This is a genomic window from Rhizomicrobium sp. (genome assembly GCF_056722145.1).
The window spans coordinates 1-19,447 of sequence record NZ_JBWZET010000267.1; the positions used below are offsets into that span (position 1 = coordinate 1).

The following is a 19,447-nucleotide window of genomic DNA, read 5'->3' on the forward strand; positions in this document are numbered from 1 at the left end:
CTCCAACGCGAAGCGTGGCGCCTAGAGCATCGGACGTTCGGCCGGAATCCCTTGATCGTCCTACGCCCCTCGGTGTCATGGCCCGCGACTGCGGGCCACCGAGGTGTCATCTGGCACAGCCCCTAAGATCGCGACAGATTTGACCTGGATCGCCCGCAGTAGCGGGCGATGACAGTGTTGGGTTGGTGGCGATCTCACATCAAAGTCCGCCGCTCTGGCACCGCCGCTGACGCCGCCGAGGATGTGCGACAAACCGTCCTTTTCCTTGACCTTGGGCGGACTCGGACTTATATCCCCGAGCAACGGCTAGCACTCCCGGTGCGAGAGTGCTGCCAGGTTTGTGTCGGAAGACCAAGCGTAAACCCAAGCACTTGATCGAGTTCAACATTTTATTGAGGAGGCAATCCCCAATGGCATTTCGTCCGTTAGGTGACCGCGTCGTCGTTCGCCGCGTCAAAGAAGACCAGAAGACCGCCGGCGGCATCATCATCCCCGACACCGCGCAGGAAAAGCCGCAGGAAGGCGAAGTCATCGCCGTCGGCCCCGGCGCCCTCGACGACAGCGGCAAGCGCGTCGCTCCCGAAGTGAAGGCCGGCGATTTCGTGCTGTTCGGCAAGTGGAGCGGCACCGAGGTCAAGATCGATGGCGACGAACTCCTGATCATGAAGGAGTCCGACATCATGGGCATCGTCGAGAAGAAGAAGAAGTGAGTAGTGAATAGGGAATAGCGAGTAGCGATCACACGGCGCCACCGGCACGTCTCACTACTCACTACTCACTACTCACGCTCTCCCAACCCAATTCCCAATTCCGGAGAACAACAGCTATGGCTGCAAAAGACGTAAAGTTCGGCGCCGATGCCCGCGAGAAGATGCTCCGCGGCGTCGACATCCTCGCCGATGCGGTGCAGGTGACTCTCGGCCCCAAGGGCCGCAATGTCGTGATCGACAAGAGCTTCGGCGCCCCGCGGACCACCAAGGACGGCGTTACCGTCGCCAAGGAAGTCGAGCTCGGCGACAAGTTCGAGAACATGGGCGCCCAGATGGTGCGCGAAGTCGCCTCCAAGACCAATGACGCGGCCGGCGACGGCACCACCACCGCCACCGTCCTGGCCCGCGCCATCGTGCGCGAAGGCGCCAAGTCGGTTGCCGCCGGCATGAACCCGATGGACCTCAAGCGCGGCATCGAGAAGGCCGTCGAAGTCGTCGTCGCGGACCTCAAGAAGCGCTCCAAGAAGATCAAGTCGAACGACGAGATCGCCCAGGTCGGCACCATTTCGGCCAATGGCGACGTCGCCGTCGGCAAGATGATCGCCGAAGCGATGGCCAAGGTCGGCAACGAAGGCGTCATCACGGTTGAAGAAGCCAAAAGCCTCGACACCGAGCTCGAAGTCGTCGAAGGCATGCAGTTCGACCGCGGCTACATCAGCCCGTACTTCGTCACCAACGCCGAGAAGATGGTGGCCGAGCTCGAAGAGCCGTACATCCTCATCCACGAGAAGAAGCTGGGTTCGCTGAAGGACCTGCTGCCGGTTCTCGAGGCGATCGTGCAGTCGGGCCGTCCGCTGCTCATCATCGCCGAGGAAGTCGAAGGCGAAGCGCTGGCGACTCTCGTCGTCAACAAGCTGCGCGGCGGCCTCAAGGTTGCGGCCGTGAAGGCACCGGGCTTCGGCGATCGCCGCAAGGCCATGCTGGAAGACATCGCCATCGTCACCAACGGTCAGGTGATCAGCGAAGACCTCGGCATCAAGCTTGAGAACGTCAAGCTGAACATGCTCGGCACGGCGAAGAAAGTCCGCATCACCAAGGACGACACCACGATCATCGACGGCTCGGGCGCCAAGAAGGACATCCAGGCCCGCGTCGCGCAGATCAAGGCGCAGATCGAAGAGACCACGTCGGACTACGACAAGGAAAAGCTGCAGGAACGTCTGGCCAAGCTGGCCGGCGGCGTTGCCGTGATCCGCGTCGGTGGCGCCACCGAAGTGGAAGTGAAAGAGAAGAAGGACCGCGTCGACGACGCCCTCAACGCGACCAAGGCGGCCGTGGAAGAAGGCATCGTCCCCGGCGGCGGCACCGCACTGCTCTACACCACCAAGGGCCTCAAGGACCTCACCGGCGATAACGATGACCAGAACGTCGGCATCGCGATCGTGCGCAAGGCGATCCAGGCCCCGATCCGTCAGATCGTCGAGAACGCGGGCGTCGAAGCCTCGATCGTCGTCGGCAAGCTGCTCGACCAGAAGAACGCGAACTTCGGCTACAATGCCCAGTCCGAAGAATACGTCGATCTGATCGAAGCCGGCATCGTCGACCCGACCAAGGTCGTGCGCATCGCGATCCAGAACGCCGCCTCGGTCGCGGCCCTCCTGGTCACCACCGAAGCGATGATCGCCGACCGTCCGAAGAAGGAAAGCGCTGCCCCGGCCATGCCCGGTGGCGGCATGGGCGACATGGACTTCTAAGTCCTGCCATCCAGTCGGAATGCGAACCCCCCGGGAGCAATCCCGGGGGTTTTTGTTTGGGTTGCAGCGCGGCTAAAGTATGATAAAGTATGATAATGTCTGAGATCGAACGCCTGACTATTACCCTGCCTGCCGAGATGGCTGCGACCGTGCGGGAAGCCGTGGACGGGGGCGACTATGCCTCGTCGAGCGAAGTGATCCGCGAGGCGCTTCGCGAGTGGAAAATGAAGCGCGCCATCCAGATGCAGGAGTTGGCGGCACTCAGGGCGGACATCGACAAGGGACTGAAAGATCTCGCGGAAGGACGCACGAAGCCGTTCGACGCCGAACGAATTATCAAGCGGGGGGAACAACGATTAAGGAACCGGTCGAAGTCCACCTGACCGACGCGGCCGAAGACGACCTCGCCGACATATGGGACACCATTGCCGCCGATGCATCAAAGGAGGTGGCAAACAAATTCGTGTGCGCTCTGCAGCGTCATTTCGCGCCGCTTCGTTCCTTCCCCAATTCCGGTGCGCCCCGCGGCCACATACGCCCTGGACTGAGGGTCGTGTTTCATCAGCCTTATGCGATCTACTACAAAGCACTTCCCATCAAATCGTCATTGTGCGAATTGCACATGGCGCCCGCGACATCGCGAAATTGTTCGAACCGGGCGACGTTCCCGATGAATGACCTGTCGCTGATCAAGGTGAAAACGGTCGAGCCGCTTGGCGGCTACCGGCTGCGCGTTCACTTTTCGGACGGCAGCAGCGGCGAGCGGGATTTTGGCGGCGGCGTCGCCGAAGGCGGGCCGATGGTGGAGCCGTTGCGCGATCCGGCCTACTTCGCCCGCGTCTTCATCGAGTTCGGCGCCCTGACTTGGCCGAACGGGTACGATCTGGCGCCCAACGCCCTCTATGCCGAGATGGCGAAAGCCGGGCTGTTGCAGCACACGACGGCCGCCCGCGCCTAAGCCCCATCCCGCCGGACTTCGCCCGTCGCGGCAGATTCCGCTGCCTTCAATAGTCGGTGTTGGTGAATTTCTCCGGGGCCACGACTTGCACGGCGTTCCCCGCCAGCTTGAACTGCACCACCGCGCGGGTCACATGCACTTCGGCAAAGTGTTTCTTGCGGCAGGCGCGGGCGACGTCGGCGGGCTTGGCGGAGGTGATGTCGGCCTCAGCGAGGATCCCTGGCACCGACGAACGGCGCAGCTTCTCGATCGATAACAAGATGGCACGACCGGGCGGATGCGGCAGCGTGCACTGGTAGTTGCCGAGGTCCTCGTCGAAGCCGCTTTCGCGATCATCCTGCGCCTTCAAGACCGCCGGGTCGGCGTGCCGTTGGGCGTCCTCGGGGCGGGGCACGGTCCGCAGCCACACCGAGCTGTCGAACTCGCCGGAACCGGAATAACCCGCGAGGCACAGCAGGCGTTGGACGCGCGCCAGCGGCAGCGCCACGCATTCGTCCATCTGGCCGCCGGAATACCATCCCGCCACGGTCCAGCCGGCGCCGCGGCGCTGGAACAAGATGCCGCCGCCGAAATTGGTCGCGTGCGGCTCGAAATCGCCGTCATAGCTGACATAGGCCTGCTCCCGGCCGGTGCCGCGGAAATCGCCATATGCCACCGCCGACAGATAGATGCCGAGACGTTTACCCTGGTCGCCCGGCAGGCCGACGAGGTGGTCACATAGCACCATTTTCTGATCGTGGCCGATCACCTTGGGGCAAATCACCGGCAGAAACTGCTGCGTTTCTGCGGTGGTGAGCGGCCGCGGATCGGCATCGTTCGCCCACGCCGGCGCCATCGCCGCCAGCACCCATGTGCCCCATTTCAGCCAAAACCGCATCGCCGCCACCTCCCGACCCAGCATGGCTCCGGCCGCGAAATGGTACAACCGCGGCGCTAGATCTTCCTACCTGCGCTAGAACGCCGCCGGCGGCGCGTCATTTCCGGGCCATAGTCGCGGGGCATAAGCTGTGGCGGAAGGTGGCTCTGTGGCGGACTTGGGCGCGATCGATCTGGCGAAGGCCGAGGGCTTTGTCCTCGGGGCGCTGCGCGTCGATCCACCGACGCTGCAGGCCAATGGCGAAACCCTCGAACCGCGCATCATGCAGGTGTTCGTGGCGCTGGCGCGGCGGCGCGGCGATGTCGTCTCGCGCGACGACCTCATCGCCCAGTGCTGGGACGGGCGCAGCGTCGGCGACGATGCTATTAACCGTTGCATCGCCCGCCTCAGGCGCCTCAGCGAGGCCGAAGGCGGCTTCACCATCGAAACCATTCCGCGGGTTGGTTACCGGCTGAGGCCGATCGAAGCGCCGGCCGCGGACGCCACCCCGGCAACCGCTCCTGTTTCACGCCAACCGCCGGCGCGCGGCTGGTGGCGGTGGGCGCTGGCGGCACTCCTCCTCGTGGCCGCGGTGCTGTCGGCCGCGCTCTGGCTGATCCCGCCGGTGCCGCTCAATCGCGTCGCGGTGCTGCCGCTGCAGCCGCTCGGGCGCGGCGAGGATGCGCGCGTGTTCGGCGCCGCGGTGGCCGAGCAGATCGTCGGCGTTCTCAACGAAAATCAGGTCCAGGCCGTGGCGGAGGGCGAGATCGCCAGTCTGCGCGGCCAAGGACGCGATGCGGCGGCTGAGAAACTCGGCGCCGATTTCATCCTCGACGGCACCGTGCAGCACACCCAAGCCGGTTTACGCGTCATCGTCCATCTCGACCGCGCCTCCAGCCATGTCACCTTGTGGACCGGCACCTTTGAAGCGGGCGGCATCGATCCGGTGGCGCTCGAGCCGCTGGTCGCGGCGCGGGTCGTCGACGAGATCACAGGGGCGCTCGCGGCGGCCGAAGTGAAGGACGATGCCGCCATCGCCGCCTATCTGAAGGCCAAGGAATTCGCCCGCGAAGGCGGACACACCGCCACCATGCAGCGCCACGACCAGATGCGAGTGGTGGTGGCGCACGCTCCCGATTTCAGCCTCGGCCATTCCGGACTGGCGTGGTCGGCGGCGACGCTGCTGCAATATGCCGAGCCCGCCGACGTCGCCGGCTTGCGCGCCGAAGCCAAAGCCGAAGCCGACCGCGCCCTGGCGCTCAATCCCAACAACGGCGAAGCCTATCTGGCGCTGGCGGCGCTGGCACCGGCGCGCGATTTCGGCGAGCAGGAAAAGCTGCTCCGGCAAGGGCTGGCGGTCGCCCCCGACGAGCCGACGCTGAACTCCAACCTCGCCGCGCTGCTTGACGATGTCGGCCGCAATCACGATGCGGTGCCGCTGCACGAGCGCGCCGTCGTCATCGATCCGCTGTCGCCGCGCAAGAATGCCGGCCTTGCCGGGGCCCAGGCGATTGTCGGCGATCTGGCCCGGGCGCGGCTCACCATCGCCCGCGCCACGACGCGCTGGCCGACCAATCCCACCATCTGGAGTACGCGCCTCGGCATCGAGAGCTATGGCGATCCGCACACGGCGCGCGCCGTGCTTAATGACGGCCGCAGCCAGCCGCTCGAACCGGATTTCTTCGCCGCCATCGACGCCGGCCTGAAGGCGCTCGAACATCCCACGCCCGAAACGCGCAGCGCGGCCCGCGGCGCCATCCTGGCCGCCACCGCCACCCACCATCTCGCCGCCAGCACTGCGATCGAAATCCTGGCGCGAATCGGCGAGGTCGATGCCGCCTATGCGCTCACCGACGCGGCCTTTTTCGCCCCCGAAGATCGGGCGCGGCCGGATGCCGGCGTGCTGCTGCACCCTGCCACCGCGGCGCTGAGGCGCGACCAACGCTTCGTGGCGCTGGCCGAACGACTCGGCCTCGTCGCCTATTGGAAAACCCACACGGCGCCCGATTTCTGCCGAAGCGAAACCGTAGCGCCGTGCCCGGACCTTAAGGGTAGGGGCAACTAAGGTCCGTGGGGATCATTTCGCGGCCGCCGCCGCGAGTTCGTCAGTGCCGACATCCTTGACGGCCTGCTTCAGCGCCTTGACGCGGCACTTGTCGACCTTGGTGGCCAGAAGCGGCCCGGTGCCACCCGGATTGGAGGTGCACAGCTTGAGCGCGGCGGCATTGAGGCGCTCATAGAGCGTGGCGGCACCATGGCTGTCGGCGGGGTTGAGATCGTCGAATTTCACCATCACGCGCTTCAGGATCTGGTCGTCGCCGAGAGTCGGCACCAGACCGGTGACGGCAACGCTGCCGGCAAGCGCCGGGGCCATCAGCAAAACGAACGCAGCAGAGGCGATAAGGGTCTTCATCGGAAAGCTCCATCACAGGGACGGCCGTGAAGGCCGCACGCCGTTGTGATGGTCGATGACGGCGCGCGCGGCCATGGTCTGGAGCCGATGATTTGCCGATGACGCCGATTTGCGGCCCATGACATTGCGGAATGGACATAAAAAAAGGGACCCCTCGCGGGGCCCCTGAAGGTTCGCCGTTGCCGGGCGGTTCAGCGCAGCGCGACGTGGACGCCGTGCCGCTCAAGAATTGTGACCGCTTCGTGGCGCGCCTCATTGCGGCAGCGCTGGAAAGCCTGTTCATGAAACAGCGGCGCATCGCGGTAGGTGGAGGCAAACTTGGCACTGCCGCCGCACGCCTGCGCCGCCGCGGCATCGACGCGGGCCTGAAGCGCGGCGCGGCCACCGGCCGTCGACAAATCGAGATCGCCATAAGCAACGTTGACGCGATGCACGACGTAATCCATCGCCGGATCGGCCGAGGCGGCAGAAGCCGCGATCAACGCGGCCAACGCGGCACCTGCAATATGGAAGGAACGGATCATTGGGGGCTCCTGGGATGAGGTACTCCCGTGAAATGGCCCTGCCCCGTCGCCCTTCAATGTTTTATTTTTCTACTACCGCATGTTTATTTTCACAGTAGCGTGACGGCTCACGCCTGCGTGATCGGCGCAGTTTGCATGCATTCAAAACAATTTCTCAGCCCAACAAAAAGGCCGGGACGAGCCCGGCCTCATTTCCGCCTGATGACTGAATCGTCACTCGCTCGGCGCCGCCGGCGGTGTCTTCTCATAGGGCTCGACCGTGCCCTTGAGCTTGATCGTCATCGGATTGCCATGGCGGTCGACGCTCTTGCCGGCTACGACGCGAATCCAGCCCTCGCTGACGCAATACTCCTCGACGTTGGTCTTCTCGGCACCGTTGAACTTGATGCCGACGCCGGCTTCCAAAAGGGCCTCGTTGTAGAACGGGCTCTTGGGATTGGCGCTCAGGCGATCGGGCAGATCGGTCATGGATGGGCCCCTCGAATTTCCGGTGCGGGGTGATAGGCTATTCGGCCGTCTTAGCCAAGCGCCCAATCCCGGCCCGGCGCTACGGATAGTCCTGCCGCGTCGGGCGGATCACGATATCGCCGACATGGACGTGCGGCGGGCGGCTGACGATATAATGAATGGCGTCGGCAATGTCGGCGCCATCGAGCAACGGCCCGAGTTTCGCCTTGATGCCGTCCACCATCTCGGTGGAATAGCCGGCGCCGTCCTGGAAGCCGGAGAGGACGAAGCCCGGCTCCACCAGCGTGACGCGAACGCCCTTGGGGCCGATCTCGCGCCGCAGCGCCTCCGCCAGCGAATGCACGGCATGCTTGGTCGAGCCGTAGAGCGCGCTGAACGGCGAAATGTTGCGGCCGACCACAGAGCCGATGACAACGATGTCCTGGGCGCTGGCGGGATAGCCTTTTTCCTGGCGCGGCACCATGCGCGTCGCCGCCGCCCGCATCAAACCGAGCGCGCCCATGACGTTGAGTTCGAAAATCTCGGCGAGGCGGGTGGTGTCGCCGGTGGCAACGCTGCCGCCGAGGCCGCGGCCGGCATTGGCCACCACGATATCGGCGGGCCCGAAGGCAGCTTCGGCGCTGGCGAACAGTTCCTCGATCACCTCGGGCTTGGAGGCATCGCCGGCGACGCCGCGAAACAGCGGCCACAAATCCTTTTCGAGATCGACCAGCTTCTGGCCGGTACGCCCGTTGCCGACCACCGCGATGCCTTCGGCGGCAAAGCGGCGGACCGTCGCCTCGCCGATCCCGGACGTTGCACCCGTAACGACGGCAATTCGCGAATACTTGGCCATGTGAGGCATCTCCGGCAGAAGGACAATGCCGGTTTATCGCTCCCGCCGGAAATTGGCCAGAGCGGAGTCATCACGACGCTGTCACTCGCGTCAGGCTGCGCGCACCAGCCGGCCGTTCGCGGCAAGCTTGAATTGGCCGACGCGTTTGGTGAGGTCGCGGGCGTGATCGGCCATGGTGTCGCAAGCGGCGCAGCTTTCCTCCGCCATGGCGGCGTTCTGCTGGGTGGTGCGATCGAGCTGTTCCACCGCGGTCTCGATTTCGCGCAAGGCGCTGGCCTGCTGGCGCTGCGAATCGGCGATCGTCGTCACCAGGACATAGATGGTCGCGATCTCGTTGACGATCTTGTCGAACGCGGTACCGCTTTCCTCGACCAGCCGGACGCCGTTTTCCACCTGCGTCTCGCTGTGGGAAATGAGATCGCGGATCTGCTTGGCGGCCTCGCTGGAGCGCTGCGCCAGGGCCCTCACTTCGCTCGCCACCACGGCAAAGCCGCGGCCCGCATCACCGGCGCGCGCCGCTTCGACGCCGGCATTGAGCGCCAAGAGATTGGTCTGGAACGCGATCTCGTTGATGACGCCGATGATCTGGGTGATTTCGCTCGACGACTGGGCGATGGCGCGGATGGCGTCGACCGCATTCTTGGCGACATCGCAACCTTCCACGGCGCGGTTTTGTGCTTCGCCGGCCGCATCATTGGCCTGTTTGGCGCCGTCTTCCGACTTGGTGACGGCGGACATCAACTGGTTCACCGCCGCCGAGGTCTCTTCGAGCGCCGCCGCCTCGCGTTCGGTGCGGCTGGCCATCTCGCGCGCCGCCGCATGAATCTCGCCGGCACTGGAGGCGATGTCGGAGGCGCCGCCGTCGATGTCCTTCATCGAAGCTTCGAGCTGCGCCAGCGTGGCATTGAAATTGTTCTGCAACAGGCGATATTCGGCGGGCACCTCGCTGGTGAGGCGATAGGTGAGGTCGCGCCGCGACAAGGCTTCCAAGGCACCGCCGAAACAGGCGAGGATCTTCTCGATGCCGCTGCGCTCAAGTTCGCGTTCGCGCATGCAGGCCTGCAGCTTTTCGATCACTTGCGCCAGGGTGCCGAATTCGTCGGCGCGGTCGCGGAACGGCAGCTCCGCCGTCGCACGGCCGTGCATCACGTCTTCCATCGCCTTGCCGAGCGGCTCGAACGGCGCAAACAGCTTGAAGAATACGTAGGCTCCTGCCCCGCCGCACAGCACGATCAGCACCAGCGCCGCCAGCGCCGACAGCCACAGGGCCGAGACGAATTCCTTGTTGAACTCATCGCGATCGATGCCGACGAACAGGATGCCGATGGTGGTGCCGGTGGCGTCCTTGATCGGGCGATAGGCGGTCACATACTCCTTGCCGAGAATGGTGGCCGAGCCGAGATACTCTTCACCGTCCCGCAGCACGCGGTCATAGACGGTGCCGGGCGCCAAAGTCGTGCCGACCGCACGATGGCCGTCGTCGTCCTTGATGTTGGTCGCGATGCGCTTGTCGCCGAGGAACACCGTGGCAACGCCGCCGAATGCCGAGGCCACCGCATCGACGCCCGCTTCGTCGCCGTTGAGGGCGCGCCGGCCGGCGTAGAGCGTGTCGCCCGAAACGCTGTAGGCGTCGCGGTTCGGATTGAGGATCATCTCCGCCGCCGCCACGTTCTGCTTCAGGCGGTCGGGACCGAGGACCTGCGCAAAATGGGCGATGAGGAACGCCGTCGTCGCGGCGACCGCAATGACGGTGATGGCGACCACCAGGATGATCGCCTTGGTCGAAAGCTTACTGATCTGTGAAAACGACATCGCACCCCCCCGGGTTCATCGGCAACATACCCCGGGGTTGTTTCTGAATTCTAAAAATCCGCGAGACCGTTCAGGCGGCGCGAACGGCGCGAACCGGGGCCTGCGGCGCCCCGTCGGCGATGCGGAACTGGCCGACGCAGCCTTCCAGTTCGCGCGCATACCCGGCCATGCCGTCGGCGGCGGCGCAGCTTTCCTCGGCCATCGCCGCATTCTGCTGGGTGGTCTGGTCGAGTTCGTGAATGGCGGTGTCGATCTCCTTCAGCGCCGAAGCCTGATGATCCTGGGTCGCCGAAATGGTGGTGACGAGGTCGTAAATGCCGCCGATCTCGCTGACGATCTTGCCGAAGGCGGTGCCGCTGGCTTCCACCAGCCTGACGCCGCTGTCGACCTGCTCTTCGCTTTTGGTGATGATCTGACGGATCTGCTTGGCCGCCTCGCCGGAGCGCTGCGCCAACGAGCGCACCTCGCTTGCCACCACCGCAAAGCCGCGGCCCGCATCGCCCGCCCGCGCCGCTTCGACGCCGGCATTCAGCGCCAAGAGATTGGTCTGGAACGCGATCTCGTTGATGACGCCGATGATCTGGGTGATCTCGCCGGAGGACTGGGCAATGGCGCGGATCGCGGTCACCGCTTCGCGCGCCGTCTCGCTGCCTTCGCTCGCATCCGATTTGGCGAGGGCGGCGGCGGAATTGGCCTCGCGCGCGCCTTCGGCGGAACGGCGCACCGCATTGCCGAGCTCGCTGACCGCGGCCGAAGTCTGTTCCAGCGCGGCGGCTTCGCGTTCGGTGCGTTGCGCCATCTGCTGCGAGGCGCCGTGAATCTCGCCCGACGACGTCGCGAACTCGCCGGCCCGGCGGTGGATATCGCGCATCGCCGCTTCGAGCTGCTCGGCGGCGTGATTGAAGTTCTCCTTCAGCACCAGGTATTCCGGCGGCACGTCCTTGGTGAGGCGATAGCTGAGGTCGCGGCGCGACAGCGAGGCCAGCGCTTCGCCGATGGTGGACACCACCTGCTCGACGGCGGCAGCGCGCTGCGCCCGGCGCTCGGCGACCGATTTGTTGAACAGCTCGATGACGCGGGCCAGTTCGCCGAATTCGTCGCTGCGCTCGGTATAGGGAACGTGGTCGGAATAGCGGCCGGCGCGCGCCTCTTCCATCAGCTTCGACAGCGGCCGGAACGGCGCGAACAGGCGCGAGAACACGAACCAGCCGATACCGCCGCACACCAGCGCCAGCACGATGCCGGCAATCACCGCGACCTCCACGGCGCGCGTGAACTGGGCGTTGAAGGCGGATTTCTGGAAGCCGACGAACAGAATACCGATGGTGCGCCCGGAGGCATCCTTGATCGGGCGATAGGCGGTGACGTAGTCGTCGCCGAGAATCTTGGCGGCGCCGAGATACTGCTGGCCGCCGCCGAGCACCGCATCATAGACCGGGCCCGCCGCCAGCTTGGTGCCGAGAGCGCGGGTGCCGTCGTCCTTCTTCACCGTGGTCGCGATGCGCTCGTCGCCCATGAAAATGGTGGCGACACCGCCAAACGCCGCCGACACCGCATCGACGCCGCTGTTGTCGCCGTTGACCGTGCGGGTGCCGATCTTGAGCTTGCCGTCCTCGACGCTGTAGGGCGCGCCGGCGGGGTTGATCATGGTCTCGGCCGCGGCGAGATTCTGCGCCAGCCGCTCGGTGCCCAGCACGGTGCCGAAATGATTGAGCAGAAACACTGTTGTCGCGGCGACGCTGAGCGCGATCAAGGCAACGACCAACGCCAGCGCCTTGCCCGAGATCGACTTGATACCCGTCATGTCAGGTGTGTCCGCAGTTTCGCCAATCACAGTGGACTGCAGCCCTTACACAAACCTGAATTGCGGCGCGGAATGCGGATAGGGCTTGTACGTAGTTGCAACAGCAGCCATTGCGCCATGGTTGCGATACCATCCGTAAACAGACCATTCATGACGCGGTAGACGGCGCAATCACGGCGGGAAAGCGGCCGTCTGCCCCAGGAAATTCACCGGTGTGAATCGGAGCCAACCCTTGCCGCACCCGTTTTTTCCTTGCAACGCGCTCGTGGCGGTTTGCTGCCCTGGGCGATGAACGGAGATAAACGGATGCTGAGAACCGCATTCCTGGGCATGACGGCGCTGGTCGCGCTGGCTGCTGCCGCCCCAGCCGACGGGCAATGGGTCAAGCTGAGCGATGTCCACATCGACCATCACCGCGACCGCGAATCCAGCTATTCGCAGTTCGGCGGCCCGGTCGAACGGCTGCGCTTTACCGCCCGCGGCTCGGACCTGTGGTGCCGCTCGATCGGCGTCGAATACCAGAACGGCGATCACCAGCAAGTCTATACGGGCAAGCTCGAGCGCGACCAGCCGGTCAATGCCGACGTGACCGGTGGCGATCGCCGCATCAGCCGGCTGAGCATGAACTGCGCCGCCTCCGACCCGCGCGGCGGCGTGCTGGTGGTGGGCGCCGATATCGGCCGCTTCCATCAGGCGTGGGAGAAAAGCAAGGACTGGGCGAGCCGGGTGGCGCGCAATTTCGAGCAACGCACCGGCATGAACGATCACGATCACGGCTGGGTCACCATTGGCCGCGAGAACTTCCAAGGCCGCCACGATTCCGAGACCAGCTTCGCCGGCTGGCACGGCAAGAACGTCGACCGCATTGCGTTGCGACCGGTCGACAACGACGCGCGCTGCATGCGGGTGTCGGCCAAGTTCGACAACGGCCAGAGCCGCGACCTCGCCATCGATCGCCGCGACGTGCTGGCGCGCGGACACCTGACCGAAATCGATCTGCCCGGCGGCGACCGCAATCTGCGCAGCGTCGACCTTACCTGCCGCGCCGTCGGCGACCGCGACGTGACCATCGAAATTTTGGCCCGCAGCTGAGCCTTAACGCGGGGAAGACGGGGCTCAGAGGCGACTCTGGGCCCTTTCTTTTTGCATGCGACACGCAGATGCAAAATAGGTGATTGCGACGATCATAAACATTCTCAACAATACAATCCGTTACAACACGACTCGCACACCATACTTGGAGGGAAGACCATGAAGACATTGAACGCGCTGCTTGGGGCGGCGGCGCTGGCGGCGACATTCGCTAGCCCGGCGGCGGCCGATTTCGTCCGCCTGGGCGCCGTGGACGTCGGCTACCGCGCCGACATGGACACCGCCTACACCGAATTCGGTGGCCGGCTCGAAAGCCTGCGCCTCACCGCCAGTCGCAGCGACATTTTCTGTCGCGCCGTCGTGGTGCAATTCGAGAACGGCGAACGCCAGAACGTGTTCTCGGGCAAACTCGACGAGCACCGGCCGGTCGATGTCGACCTTCGCGGCCGCGCCCGCCGCGTCTCAAGCATCAATTTCACCTGCCGCTCGGATGAATTCCGTGGCGGCCGCATCTCGATCGAGGGCGACGTCGGCCACTTCCGCGATGAGTGGCGCCAGGACCGCAATTGGGACCGGCGCTGGTCCGGCCTGATCGGCGGCGGCGACATGCATGGTCCCGGCTCGATGGGCGATATGCACGGCCCGGGCGGCATGCGCGGTCCCGGCGGCATGGGTGGCCCCGGCGGAATGGGCGGTCCCGGCGGCGACTGGTCGGTTCTCGGCAGCATGTCGTTCGAAGGGCGCAACGACAAGGAAAGTAACTTCACCGGCTGGGCCGGCCGTCATGTCGAACGCATCGGCCTGCGTCCGGTCGAGACCGACGCGCAATGCATGAGCATCGTCGCGACATTCGACGACGGCAGCAAGGCCAAGCTCGCTGACGGGCGCCTGCTCGAACGCGGCCGCGTCGCGGTCTACGACCTGCCCGGCGACCGGCGCAACATTTCCAAGCTGTACATGCGTTGCCGCTCGACCGAGGGCTATCACGTCACCATCGAAGTGCTGCTGCGCCGCTGAGGCAAGCTTTACGGCAAGGCCCCGGCGCGATCCGGGGCCTTGTTTTTTGCACCACGATGTAAAGGACGCTTGACACGGCAACTGCCTCTGGCTATGTAAAGCGTACTTTACATGGAGGATCACGATGTCTCCGGTTTCGCGCGCCCCGCGCCGCTATTTCATCGAATTCAACGCCGCCATGATCCTGTTCATCGCCGCCCTGGCCGGGCGCAAGCTGCTGCTGCCTGAGGTTTCCGATCCGGCGCTGCGCGATGCGATTCTGGTGTCGCCGATCCTGCCGGTGCTGCTGTGTGCGCTGGCGGTCCTGCGCTACTACCGGCGGATGGACGAATATCACCGGCTGCAGCTTCTGGAAGCGCTGGCCTTCAGCGCCGGCGTCACGGCCGTCGTCGCCACGTCGTGGGGATTTCTCGAAGACATCGGTGCCCCGCACCTCGCCTTTTTCCACGCCATGATGGTGATGATGCTGAGCTGGGCGGCGGCGGCGCTGTATCTCGGCTGGAAAGACAAGCTTTCGGAAGGGCGCGGCGCCGCGGCCTTGCGCAGCGTAGCAGTGACGCTGGTCTATGTCGCCGTCGGCACTGCCGTGTTTGCTGCGATCATGACCGCGGCGGGATTCGCGACGCCGTGGTGGGAAGTGGCGCTGTTCGCGACGGTGCTGTTCATCGCCCGCATGGGCATTTTCATCTTCTCCAGCCGGTCGTCATGCTGAACAAGCTGCGCGAGCTGCGCGCCGAGCGCGGCTGGAGCCAGGCCGATCTCGCCGACAAGCTCAACGTCTCGCGCCAGACGGTGAACGCGATCGAGACCGGGCGCTACGATCCCAGCCTGCCGCTCGCCTTCACCATCGCCAAAGTGTTCCGCCTCAGGATCGAGGACCTGTTCACGCCTTAAGGCAGGCGGACTCACAGCGGCTTCTTCAGCGACAGCTTCAGCGACGGGCCGGAATTGTCCTGCAGGATGGAATGGCTGAACTTCGAGGAGCCGCGCAGACCCTGGTAAAAGTCGTCGCGCGTGGTGCCGCCGTAAAGGCCATTGACGTTGAAATCGACCTCGTAGGCGCCGGGCTTATAGGACAGGAACGCGCCCACCGAGCCGCTCGGCGCCGTGGTCGAGGTTTCGCTCACCTGATAGGCGGTACGCTGGCCGGCGAATTCGCCGGTGAGGCCGATGCTGAGATTGTCCGTGGGCAGACGATGCGCCAGCTTGAGCGAAAGCTTCTGCTGGGTCTCGCCCGAAGCGGCCCGGGTTTCGAACGTCACCGGATCGACCACGCGCGAGGCTTGCCAGTGCGCTTCGCTCGACAGATCGGTGTGCGGCAGGCCGACCACCGACAGCGGCACCTGCACCGCCACCGCCAGGCTGTCACGACCGAGCAGCGTCGCGGTGGCCGGCGCCTGCACGCCGCCCACGGCCGCGAATTCGGTGACCGTGCCCTGGTGCGCGGTGGTGTAGGTCGCGGTGACATTGGCCGGCCCCAGCTTCTGCTGGACCTTGGTTTCCACCTGCCAGGCGTGATCGGGTTCGAAGCCGCTGGCATCGGGCTTCTTCTCGGCGCTGGCATAACTGGCGAACGCCGCCGCATCGTAAGGCGCCACCGTCTGCTCGATCTTGGCGGTCACAGTGGTGTCGGTGAACGGCGTCACCGTCGCGGTCAGGTTGGGATTGACGGTGTGATAGGTGCTGGCATGAGCGTCCTGCCAGCTGATGCCAACCACGCGCGCCTGGGTGCCGCCCTGCAGCTTGACGCCGGCCAGCGGCTGCCAATCGACGCTGACGAACGCGGTGTGATCGTCGGTACGTACCGCAGACTGCATGAAACTCGAACTGTTGCCCGGCGCGCCTTGCTGGGTGCGATCGGTCGAACTGTCGGCGCCGACAGTCACCTGCAGCGGCGCCACCGGCACGGTGAGGCGGCCATGCGCCACTTCGCTCTGGGTCCTGACGACGTGCGCCGCCTGGTCCGCCGCGCCGACGCTTTCCGGCGCGCGATAGGTGAGCGCGAGGCGGTTTTCGCCGGAGACATTCACCGCGGTTCCAAGCGGCCCGGAGAGCTGCGCTTCAACACCGGCGACGTCCTTGTGCCAGAACGTGGTCTGTCCATCTTCCTTGCCGACGCTGGCGGTCGCCTGCGCCTTCACGGCAGCATCGGGCAGATTGAGATTGAGCACCGCGCCGCTGGCGAGATCGTTGACCGGCACCTTGAGGTCGAGCGTTGCCGGGCCCTGTTTCAGCACCACCGAACCGGCGAACGCGTTGCGCGGCGCCACCGGCGGGCGCTTGCCTTGCTTGTTACGCGCGTTTGCCGTCACCACTCCGGGCGGCAAGCTCAGATTGAGCGAGGGCACCAGACTGACGCCGTCGGGCGCGATATCGGGCAGCTGGCTGACTTCCACCGAACCGACCGGGACCGGCGCGACGACCTCGGACTCGTCAGCGAATGCCGCCGGCGCGCATACAACGCACGCCAGAGCGACAAGTCGCCGCGATTTCCGTCCACTCAACACGCGCCACAGGCCCTTTCGACGGTGACCTTAACACCAGCTCTTTAACGGTCCCAATACGGCATTTCCGCTGGGCCCTGCGGCACAAAACTTGACGTTCGCCGCCCGCTGGCAGATGGTCGCGCCGCCTTTTTAAGGAGCAGCCTCCGTGTCCGCGCCAGCCTCTGCCGATCATATCGTCATCACCCTGCCCGATGGCAAGACGCTGACGTTTCCGAAGGGTGTTACCGGCGGCGACATCGCGGCCTCGATCGGACCGGGTCTGGCCAAGGCAGCGCTGATCCTCACCGTCGACGGCGAGGAATACGATCTGTTCCGCCCGATCAATCACGACGCGAACATCCGCATCATCACCAAGAAGGACGCGGAATCGCTGGCGCTGATCCGTCACGATGCCAGCCACGTCATGGCGATGGCGGTGCAGGAACTGTTTCCCGGCACCCAGGTGACGATCGGCCCGTCGATCGAAGACGGCTTCTATTACGACTTCGCCCGCGACACGCCGTTCACGCCCGACGATCTCGCCAGGATCGAAGCCAAGATGCACGAGATCGTGAAGGCCGATCTGCCGACGCGGCGCGAGGTGTGGCCGCGCGACAAGGCCATCGCCCACTTCAAGGAGATCGGCGAGAACTACAAGGCCGAGCTGATCGAGAGCATTCCGCAAGGCGAGGACGTTTCGCTTTACTGGCATGGCGACTGGCACGACCTCTGCCGCGGCCCCCACTTCGCCTCCACCGGCAAAGTCGGCGACGCCTTCAAGCTGACCAAGATCGCGGGCGCCTACTGGCGCGGCGACGCCAAGAACGCGCAGCTGCAGCGCATCTACGGCACCGCCTGGCGCGATACCAAGGAACTCGGCGAATACCTCCATCGCCTCGAAGAGGCCGAAAAGCGCGACCATCGCCGCATCGGCAAGGAAATGGAGCTGTTCACCTTCTCGCCCGACATCGGCGCCGGCCTGCCCTTGTGGATGCCGAACGGCATGGTGATCCGTCAGGAACTCGAATTCCTGGCGCTGCAGGAAGAGCGCAAGGACGGCTACGTCCGCGTCGCCACTCCGCACATCACCAAAGAGGCGCTGTATCTGCGCTCGCGGCACCTGCCCTATTACAAGGACAGCATGTATTCGCCGCTCGATATCGACGGCGAGAATTATTACCTGCGGCCGATGAACTGCCCGCATCACCACATGATCTATCTGGCGACGCGGCATTCCTATCGCGAGATGCCGCTGCGCATCGCCGAATACGGCCAGGACTATCGCTACGAAGCCTCGGGCGGGCTCACCGGCCTGATGCGGGTGCGCGGCTTCTGCATGAACGACGCCCACATCTACTGCCGCCATGACCAGGCCAAGGAAGAGTTCATCAAGGTGATGCGCCTGCACGCGCGCTACTACGACCTGATGAACATCAAAGACTACTACATGCGGCTGTCGCTGCCCGACATGAAGAAGCTCGACAAGTACGTCGACCAGCCGGAAAAGTGGCTCGCCGCCCTCGACATCATCAAGGAAGCGATGGTCGAGTCCGGCTATCCCTTCAAGGAAGTCTCGGGCGAGGCGGCGTTCTACGGCCCCAAGATCGACTTCGAGATCAAGTCGGTGATCGGCACCGAGTACACCATCTCCACCAACCAGCTCGACTTCCTCGCGACCCAGACATTCGGCCTCACCTATATCAGCGAGGACGGCAGCGAGCAGCCGGTCTATGTCATCCATCGCGCCCCGCTCGGCACCCATGAGCGCTTCACCGCCTTCCTGATCGAGCATTATGCCGGCGCCTTCCCGACCTGGCTGGCCCCGATCCAGGCGCGAATTATTCCCATTTCCGAGAAGGTAACCGACTACGCCGTCAAGGTCCGCCAGGCCCTGTTCGAGACCCCGGTCACCAACGGCACCGCCGGGCTCAGGGTCGACGCCGATTTCACCTCGGAACGGATGCAGAAGAAGATCCGCGACGCCCAGCTCCAAAAAATCCCGTACATGCTGGTGGTTGGCGAGCGCGAAGCGGCCGAAGGCAAGGTTTCCGTCCGCCTGCGCTCGGGCAAAGACCTCGGGCCGATGCCCCTGGAAACCTTCATTTCGCGTATCAAGGGAGAGGCCGAGACCCGCAAGGACGTTACGGAATAGTGGCCCGCTGTGGCCGATTAACCCTTGCGAAAAGGTTTGGCATTCCTATTCTGTGCCAGTCAGCGGCCCGACCGGGCCGGCTTGGGAGGATTTGCCCTGCGCGCATAAGACGGACCACGTTTCGCGAGGCAGGCCAAACCCCGCGAAACGATGCCGGCGTTTGGGCATAACAATGGAGAGAAAGTCATAGCCCCGCCTAGAAGGTTTTCCGCGCAGGAACGCGCACCAACCAAAGACGGTCCCCGCATCAACGAGGAAATTTTCTCGCGAACCATCCTCTTGATCGGCGACGACGGCCACAAGTACGGCGAGATCGGCACCGACGAGGGCCGTGCGATCGCGGAGGAAAAGGGACTCGACCTGGTCGAGGTTTCTCCCGAAGCTAAGCCGCCCGTCGTCAAGCTGATGGACTACGGCAAATACAAATACGAGCAGCAGAAGAAGGCTGCCGAAGCCCGCAAGAAGCAGAAGGTCATCGAGATCAAAGAGATCAAGATGCGCCCGACGATCGACGACCACGATTACGACGTCAAGATGAAGGCGATGCGCCGCTTCTTCGACGACGG

At 64.7% G+C, this 19,447-nt stretch carries 19 protein-coding genes and 1 pseudogene; 12 read left to right on the plus strand and 8 right to left on the minus strand.

The features are described 5' to 3' along the window. Positions 1 to 410 precede the first annotated feature (410 nt). From groES to AC1P6P_RS14075, 5 genes and pseudogenes are all read left to right on the plus strand, one after another. Positions 411 to 710 (plus strand): co-chaperone GroES, encoded by a 300-nt coding sequence (gene groES / locus AC1P6P_RS14055; RefSeq protein ID WP_481403071.1) that lies wholly within the window; start codon positions 411 to 413, stop codon positions 708 to 710. Positions 711 to 826: 116 nt separating this feature from the next. Further along, entirely contained in the window at positions 827 to 2,464 is a 1,638-nt protein-coding gene (groL, locus tag AC1P6P_RS14060; protein WP_481403072.1) for a chaperonin GroEL, read from the plus strand. Positions 2,465 to 2,559: 95 nt separating this feature from the next. Beyond that, positions 2,560 to 2,847, plus strand: coding sequence for a ribbon-helix-helix domain-containing protein (locus tag AC1P6P_RS14065; protein WP_481403073.1), 288 nt, complete (start codon positions 2,560 to 2,562; stop codon positions 2,845 to 2,847). A gap of 41 nt (positions 2,848 to 2,888) precedes the next feature. Next, positions 2,889 to 2,990: pseudogene (locus tag AC1P6P_RS14070) on the plus strand (hypothetical protein); the annotation flags it as partial. A 144-nt stretch (positions 2,991 to 3,134) separates the two neighbouring features. After that, positions 3,135 to 3,422 carry a DUF2442 domain-containing protein gene (locus AC1P6P_RS14075; RefSeq protein ID WP_481403089.1) on the plus strand — a complete coding sequence of 96 codons (288 nt, stop codon included), beginning with the start codon at positions 3,135 to 3,137 and terminating at the stop codon, positions 3,420 to 3,422. A gap of 46 nt (positions 3,423 to 3,468) precedes the next feature. On the opposite strand, the gene AC1P6P_RS14080 is transcribed toward AC1P6P_RS14075, so the two are convergent. Next, on the minus strand, positions 3,469 to 4,299 hold the full coding sequence (locus AC1P6P_RS14080) for a hypothetical protein (RefSeq protein ID WP_481403074.1): 831 nt from the start codon (positions 4,297 to 4,299) through the stop codon (positions 3,469 to 3,471). 148 nt (positions 4,300 to 4,447) lie between these two features. On the opposite strand from AC1P6P_RS14080, the gene AC1P6P_RS14085 reads away from it, so the two are divergent. After that, positions 4,448 to 6,343: a winged helix-turn-helix domain-containing protein gene (locus tag AC1P6P_RS14085; protein WP_481403075.1), complete on the plus strand. Its 1,896-nt coding sequence runs from the start codon at positions 4,448 to 4,450 to the stop codon at positions 6,341 to 6,343. 12 nt (positions 6,344 to 6,355) lie between these two features. Here AC1P6P_RS14085 and AC1P6P_RS14090 read toward each other — a convergent pair whose 3' ends face one another. The 6 genes from AC1P6P_RS14090 to AC1P6P_RS14115 all read right to left on the minus strand — a co-directional run bounded on the left by AC1P6P_RS14090 (position 6,356) and on the right by AC1P6P_RS14115 (position 12,134). Next, positions 6,356 to 6,691: a UrcA family protein gene (locus AC1P6P_RS14090; RefSeq protein WP_481403076.1), complete on the minus strand. Its 336-nt coding sequence runs from the start codon at positions 6,689 to 6,691 to the stop codon at positions 6,356 to 6,358. Positions 6,692 to 6,882: 191 nt separating this feature from the next. After that, on the minus strand, positions 6,883 to 7,215 hold the full coding sequence (locus AC1P6P_RS14095; RefSeq protein ID WP_481403077.1) for a UrcA family protein: 333 nt from the start codon (positions 7,213 to 7,215) through the stop codon (positions 6,883 to 6,885). Between the two features lie 213 nt (positions 7,216 to 7,428). Then, on the minus strand, positions 7,429 to 7,683 hold the full coding sequence (locus tag AC1P6P_RS14100; RefSeq protein WP_481403078.1) for a DUF3297 family protein: 255 nt from the start codon (positions 7,681 to 7,683) through the stop codon (positions 7,429 to 7,431). Positions 7,684 to 7,762: 79 nt separating this feature from the next. Continuing rightward, positions 7,763 to 8,518, minus strand: a complete 756-nt coding sequence (locus tag AC1P6P_RS14105) for an SDR family oxidoreductase (protein ID WP_481403079.1) — start codon at positions 8,516 to 8,518, stop codon at positions 7,763 to 7,765. A 90-nt stretch (positions 8,519 to 8,608) separates the two neighbouring features. Further along, the gene (locus AC1P6P_RS14110) at positions 8,609 to 10,330 is read right to left on the minus strand and encodes a methyl-accepting chemotaxis protein (RefSeq protein WP_481403080.1); all 1,722 of its coding nucleotides are present in this window, start codon (positions 10,328 to 10,330) and stop codon (positions 8,609 to 8,611) included. Positions 10,331 to 10,400: 70 nt separating this feature from the next. Continuing rightward, positions 10,401 to 12,134: a methyl-accepting chemotaxis protein gene (locus AC1P6P_RS14115; protein ID WP_481403081.1), complete on the minus strand. Its 1,734-nt coding sequence runs from the start codon at positions 12,132 to 12,134 to the stop codon at positions 10,401 to 10,403. A gap of 306 nt (positions 12,135 to 12,440) precedes the next feature. Here AC1P6P_RS14115 and AC1P6P_RS14120 point away from each other — a divergent pair, with 306 nt between their 5' ends. From AC1P6P_RS14120 to AC1P6P_RS14135, 4 genes are all read left to right on the plus strand, one after another. Then, complete coding sequence (locus AC1P6P_RS14120) at positions 12,441 to 13,226, plus strand: hypothetical protein (protein ID WP_481403082.1); 786 nt, start codon at positions 12,441 to 12,443, stop codon at positions 13,224 to 13,226. Positions 13,227 to 13,385: 159 nt separating this feature from the next. Next, positions 13,386 to 14,243 (plus strand): hypothetical protein, encoded by an 858-nt coding sequence (locus AC1P6P_RS14125; protein WP_481403083.1) that lies wholly within the window; start codon positions 13,386 to 13,388, stop codon positions 14,241 to 14,243. A 124-nt stretch (positions 14,244 to 14,367) separates the two neighbouring features. Further along, entirely contained in the window at positions 14,368 to 14,955 is a 588-nt protein-coding gene (locus AC1P6P_RS14130; RefSeq protein ID WP_481403084.1) for a hypothetical protein, read from the plus strand. After that, complete coding sequence (locus tag AC1P6P_RS14135; RefSeq protein ID WP_481403085.1) at positions 14,949 to 15,137, plus strand: helix-turn-helix transcriptional regulator; 189 nt, start codon at positions 14,949 to 14,951, stop codon at positions 15,135 to 15,137. The genes AC1P6P_RS14130 and AC1P6P_RS14135 overlap by 7 nt, the downstream gene beginning before the upstream one ends. A gap of 11 nt (positions 15,138 to 15,148) precedes the next feature. Here the strand turns inward: AC1P6P_RS14135 and AC1P6P_RS14140 are convergent, their stop codons facing one another. Beyond that, positions 15,149 to 16,747, minus strand: coding sequence for a hypothetical protein (locus AC1P6P_RS14140; protein ID WP_481403086.1), 1,599 nt, complete (start codon positions 16,745 to 16,747; stop codon positions 15,149 to 15,151). Between the two features lie 148 nt (positions 16,748 to 16,895). On the opposite strand from AC1P6P_RS14140, the gene thrS reads away from it, so the two are divergent. Together thrS and infC are read left to right on the plus strand one after the other, a co-directional pair. Further along, positions 16,896 to 18,881, plus strand: a complete 1,986-nt coding sequence (thrS, locus tag AC1P6P_RS14145) for a threonine--tRNA ligase (protein ID WP_481403087.1) — start codon at positions 16,896 to 16,898, stop codon at positions 18,879 to 18,881. A 150-nt stretch (positions 18,882 to 19,031) separates the two neighbouring features. Continuing rightward, positions 19,032 to 19,447: translation initiation factor IF-3 (infC, locus tag AC1P6P_RS14150; protein ID WP_481403088.1), on the plus strand; the 416-nt coding region annotated here is incomplete at its 3' end.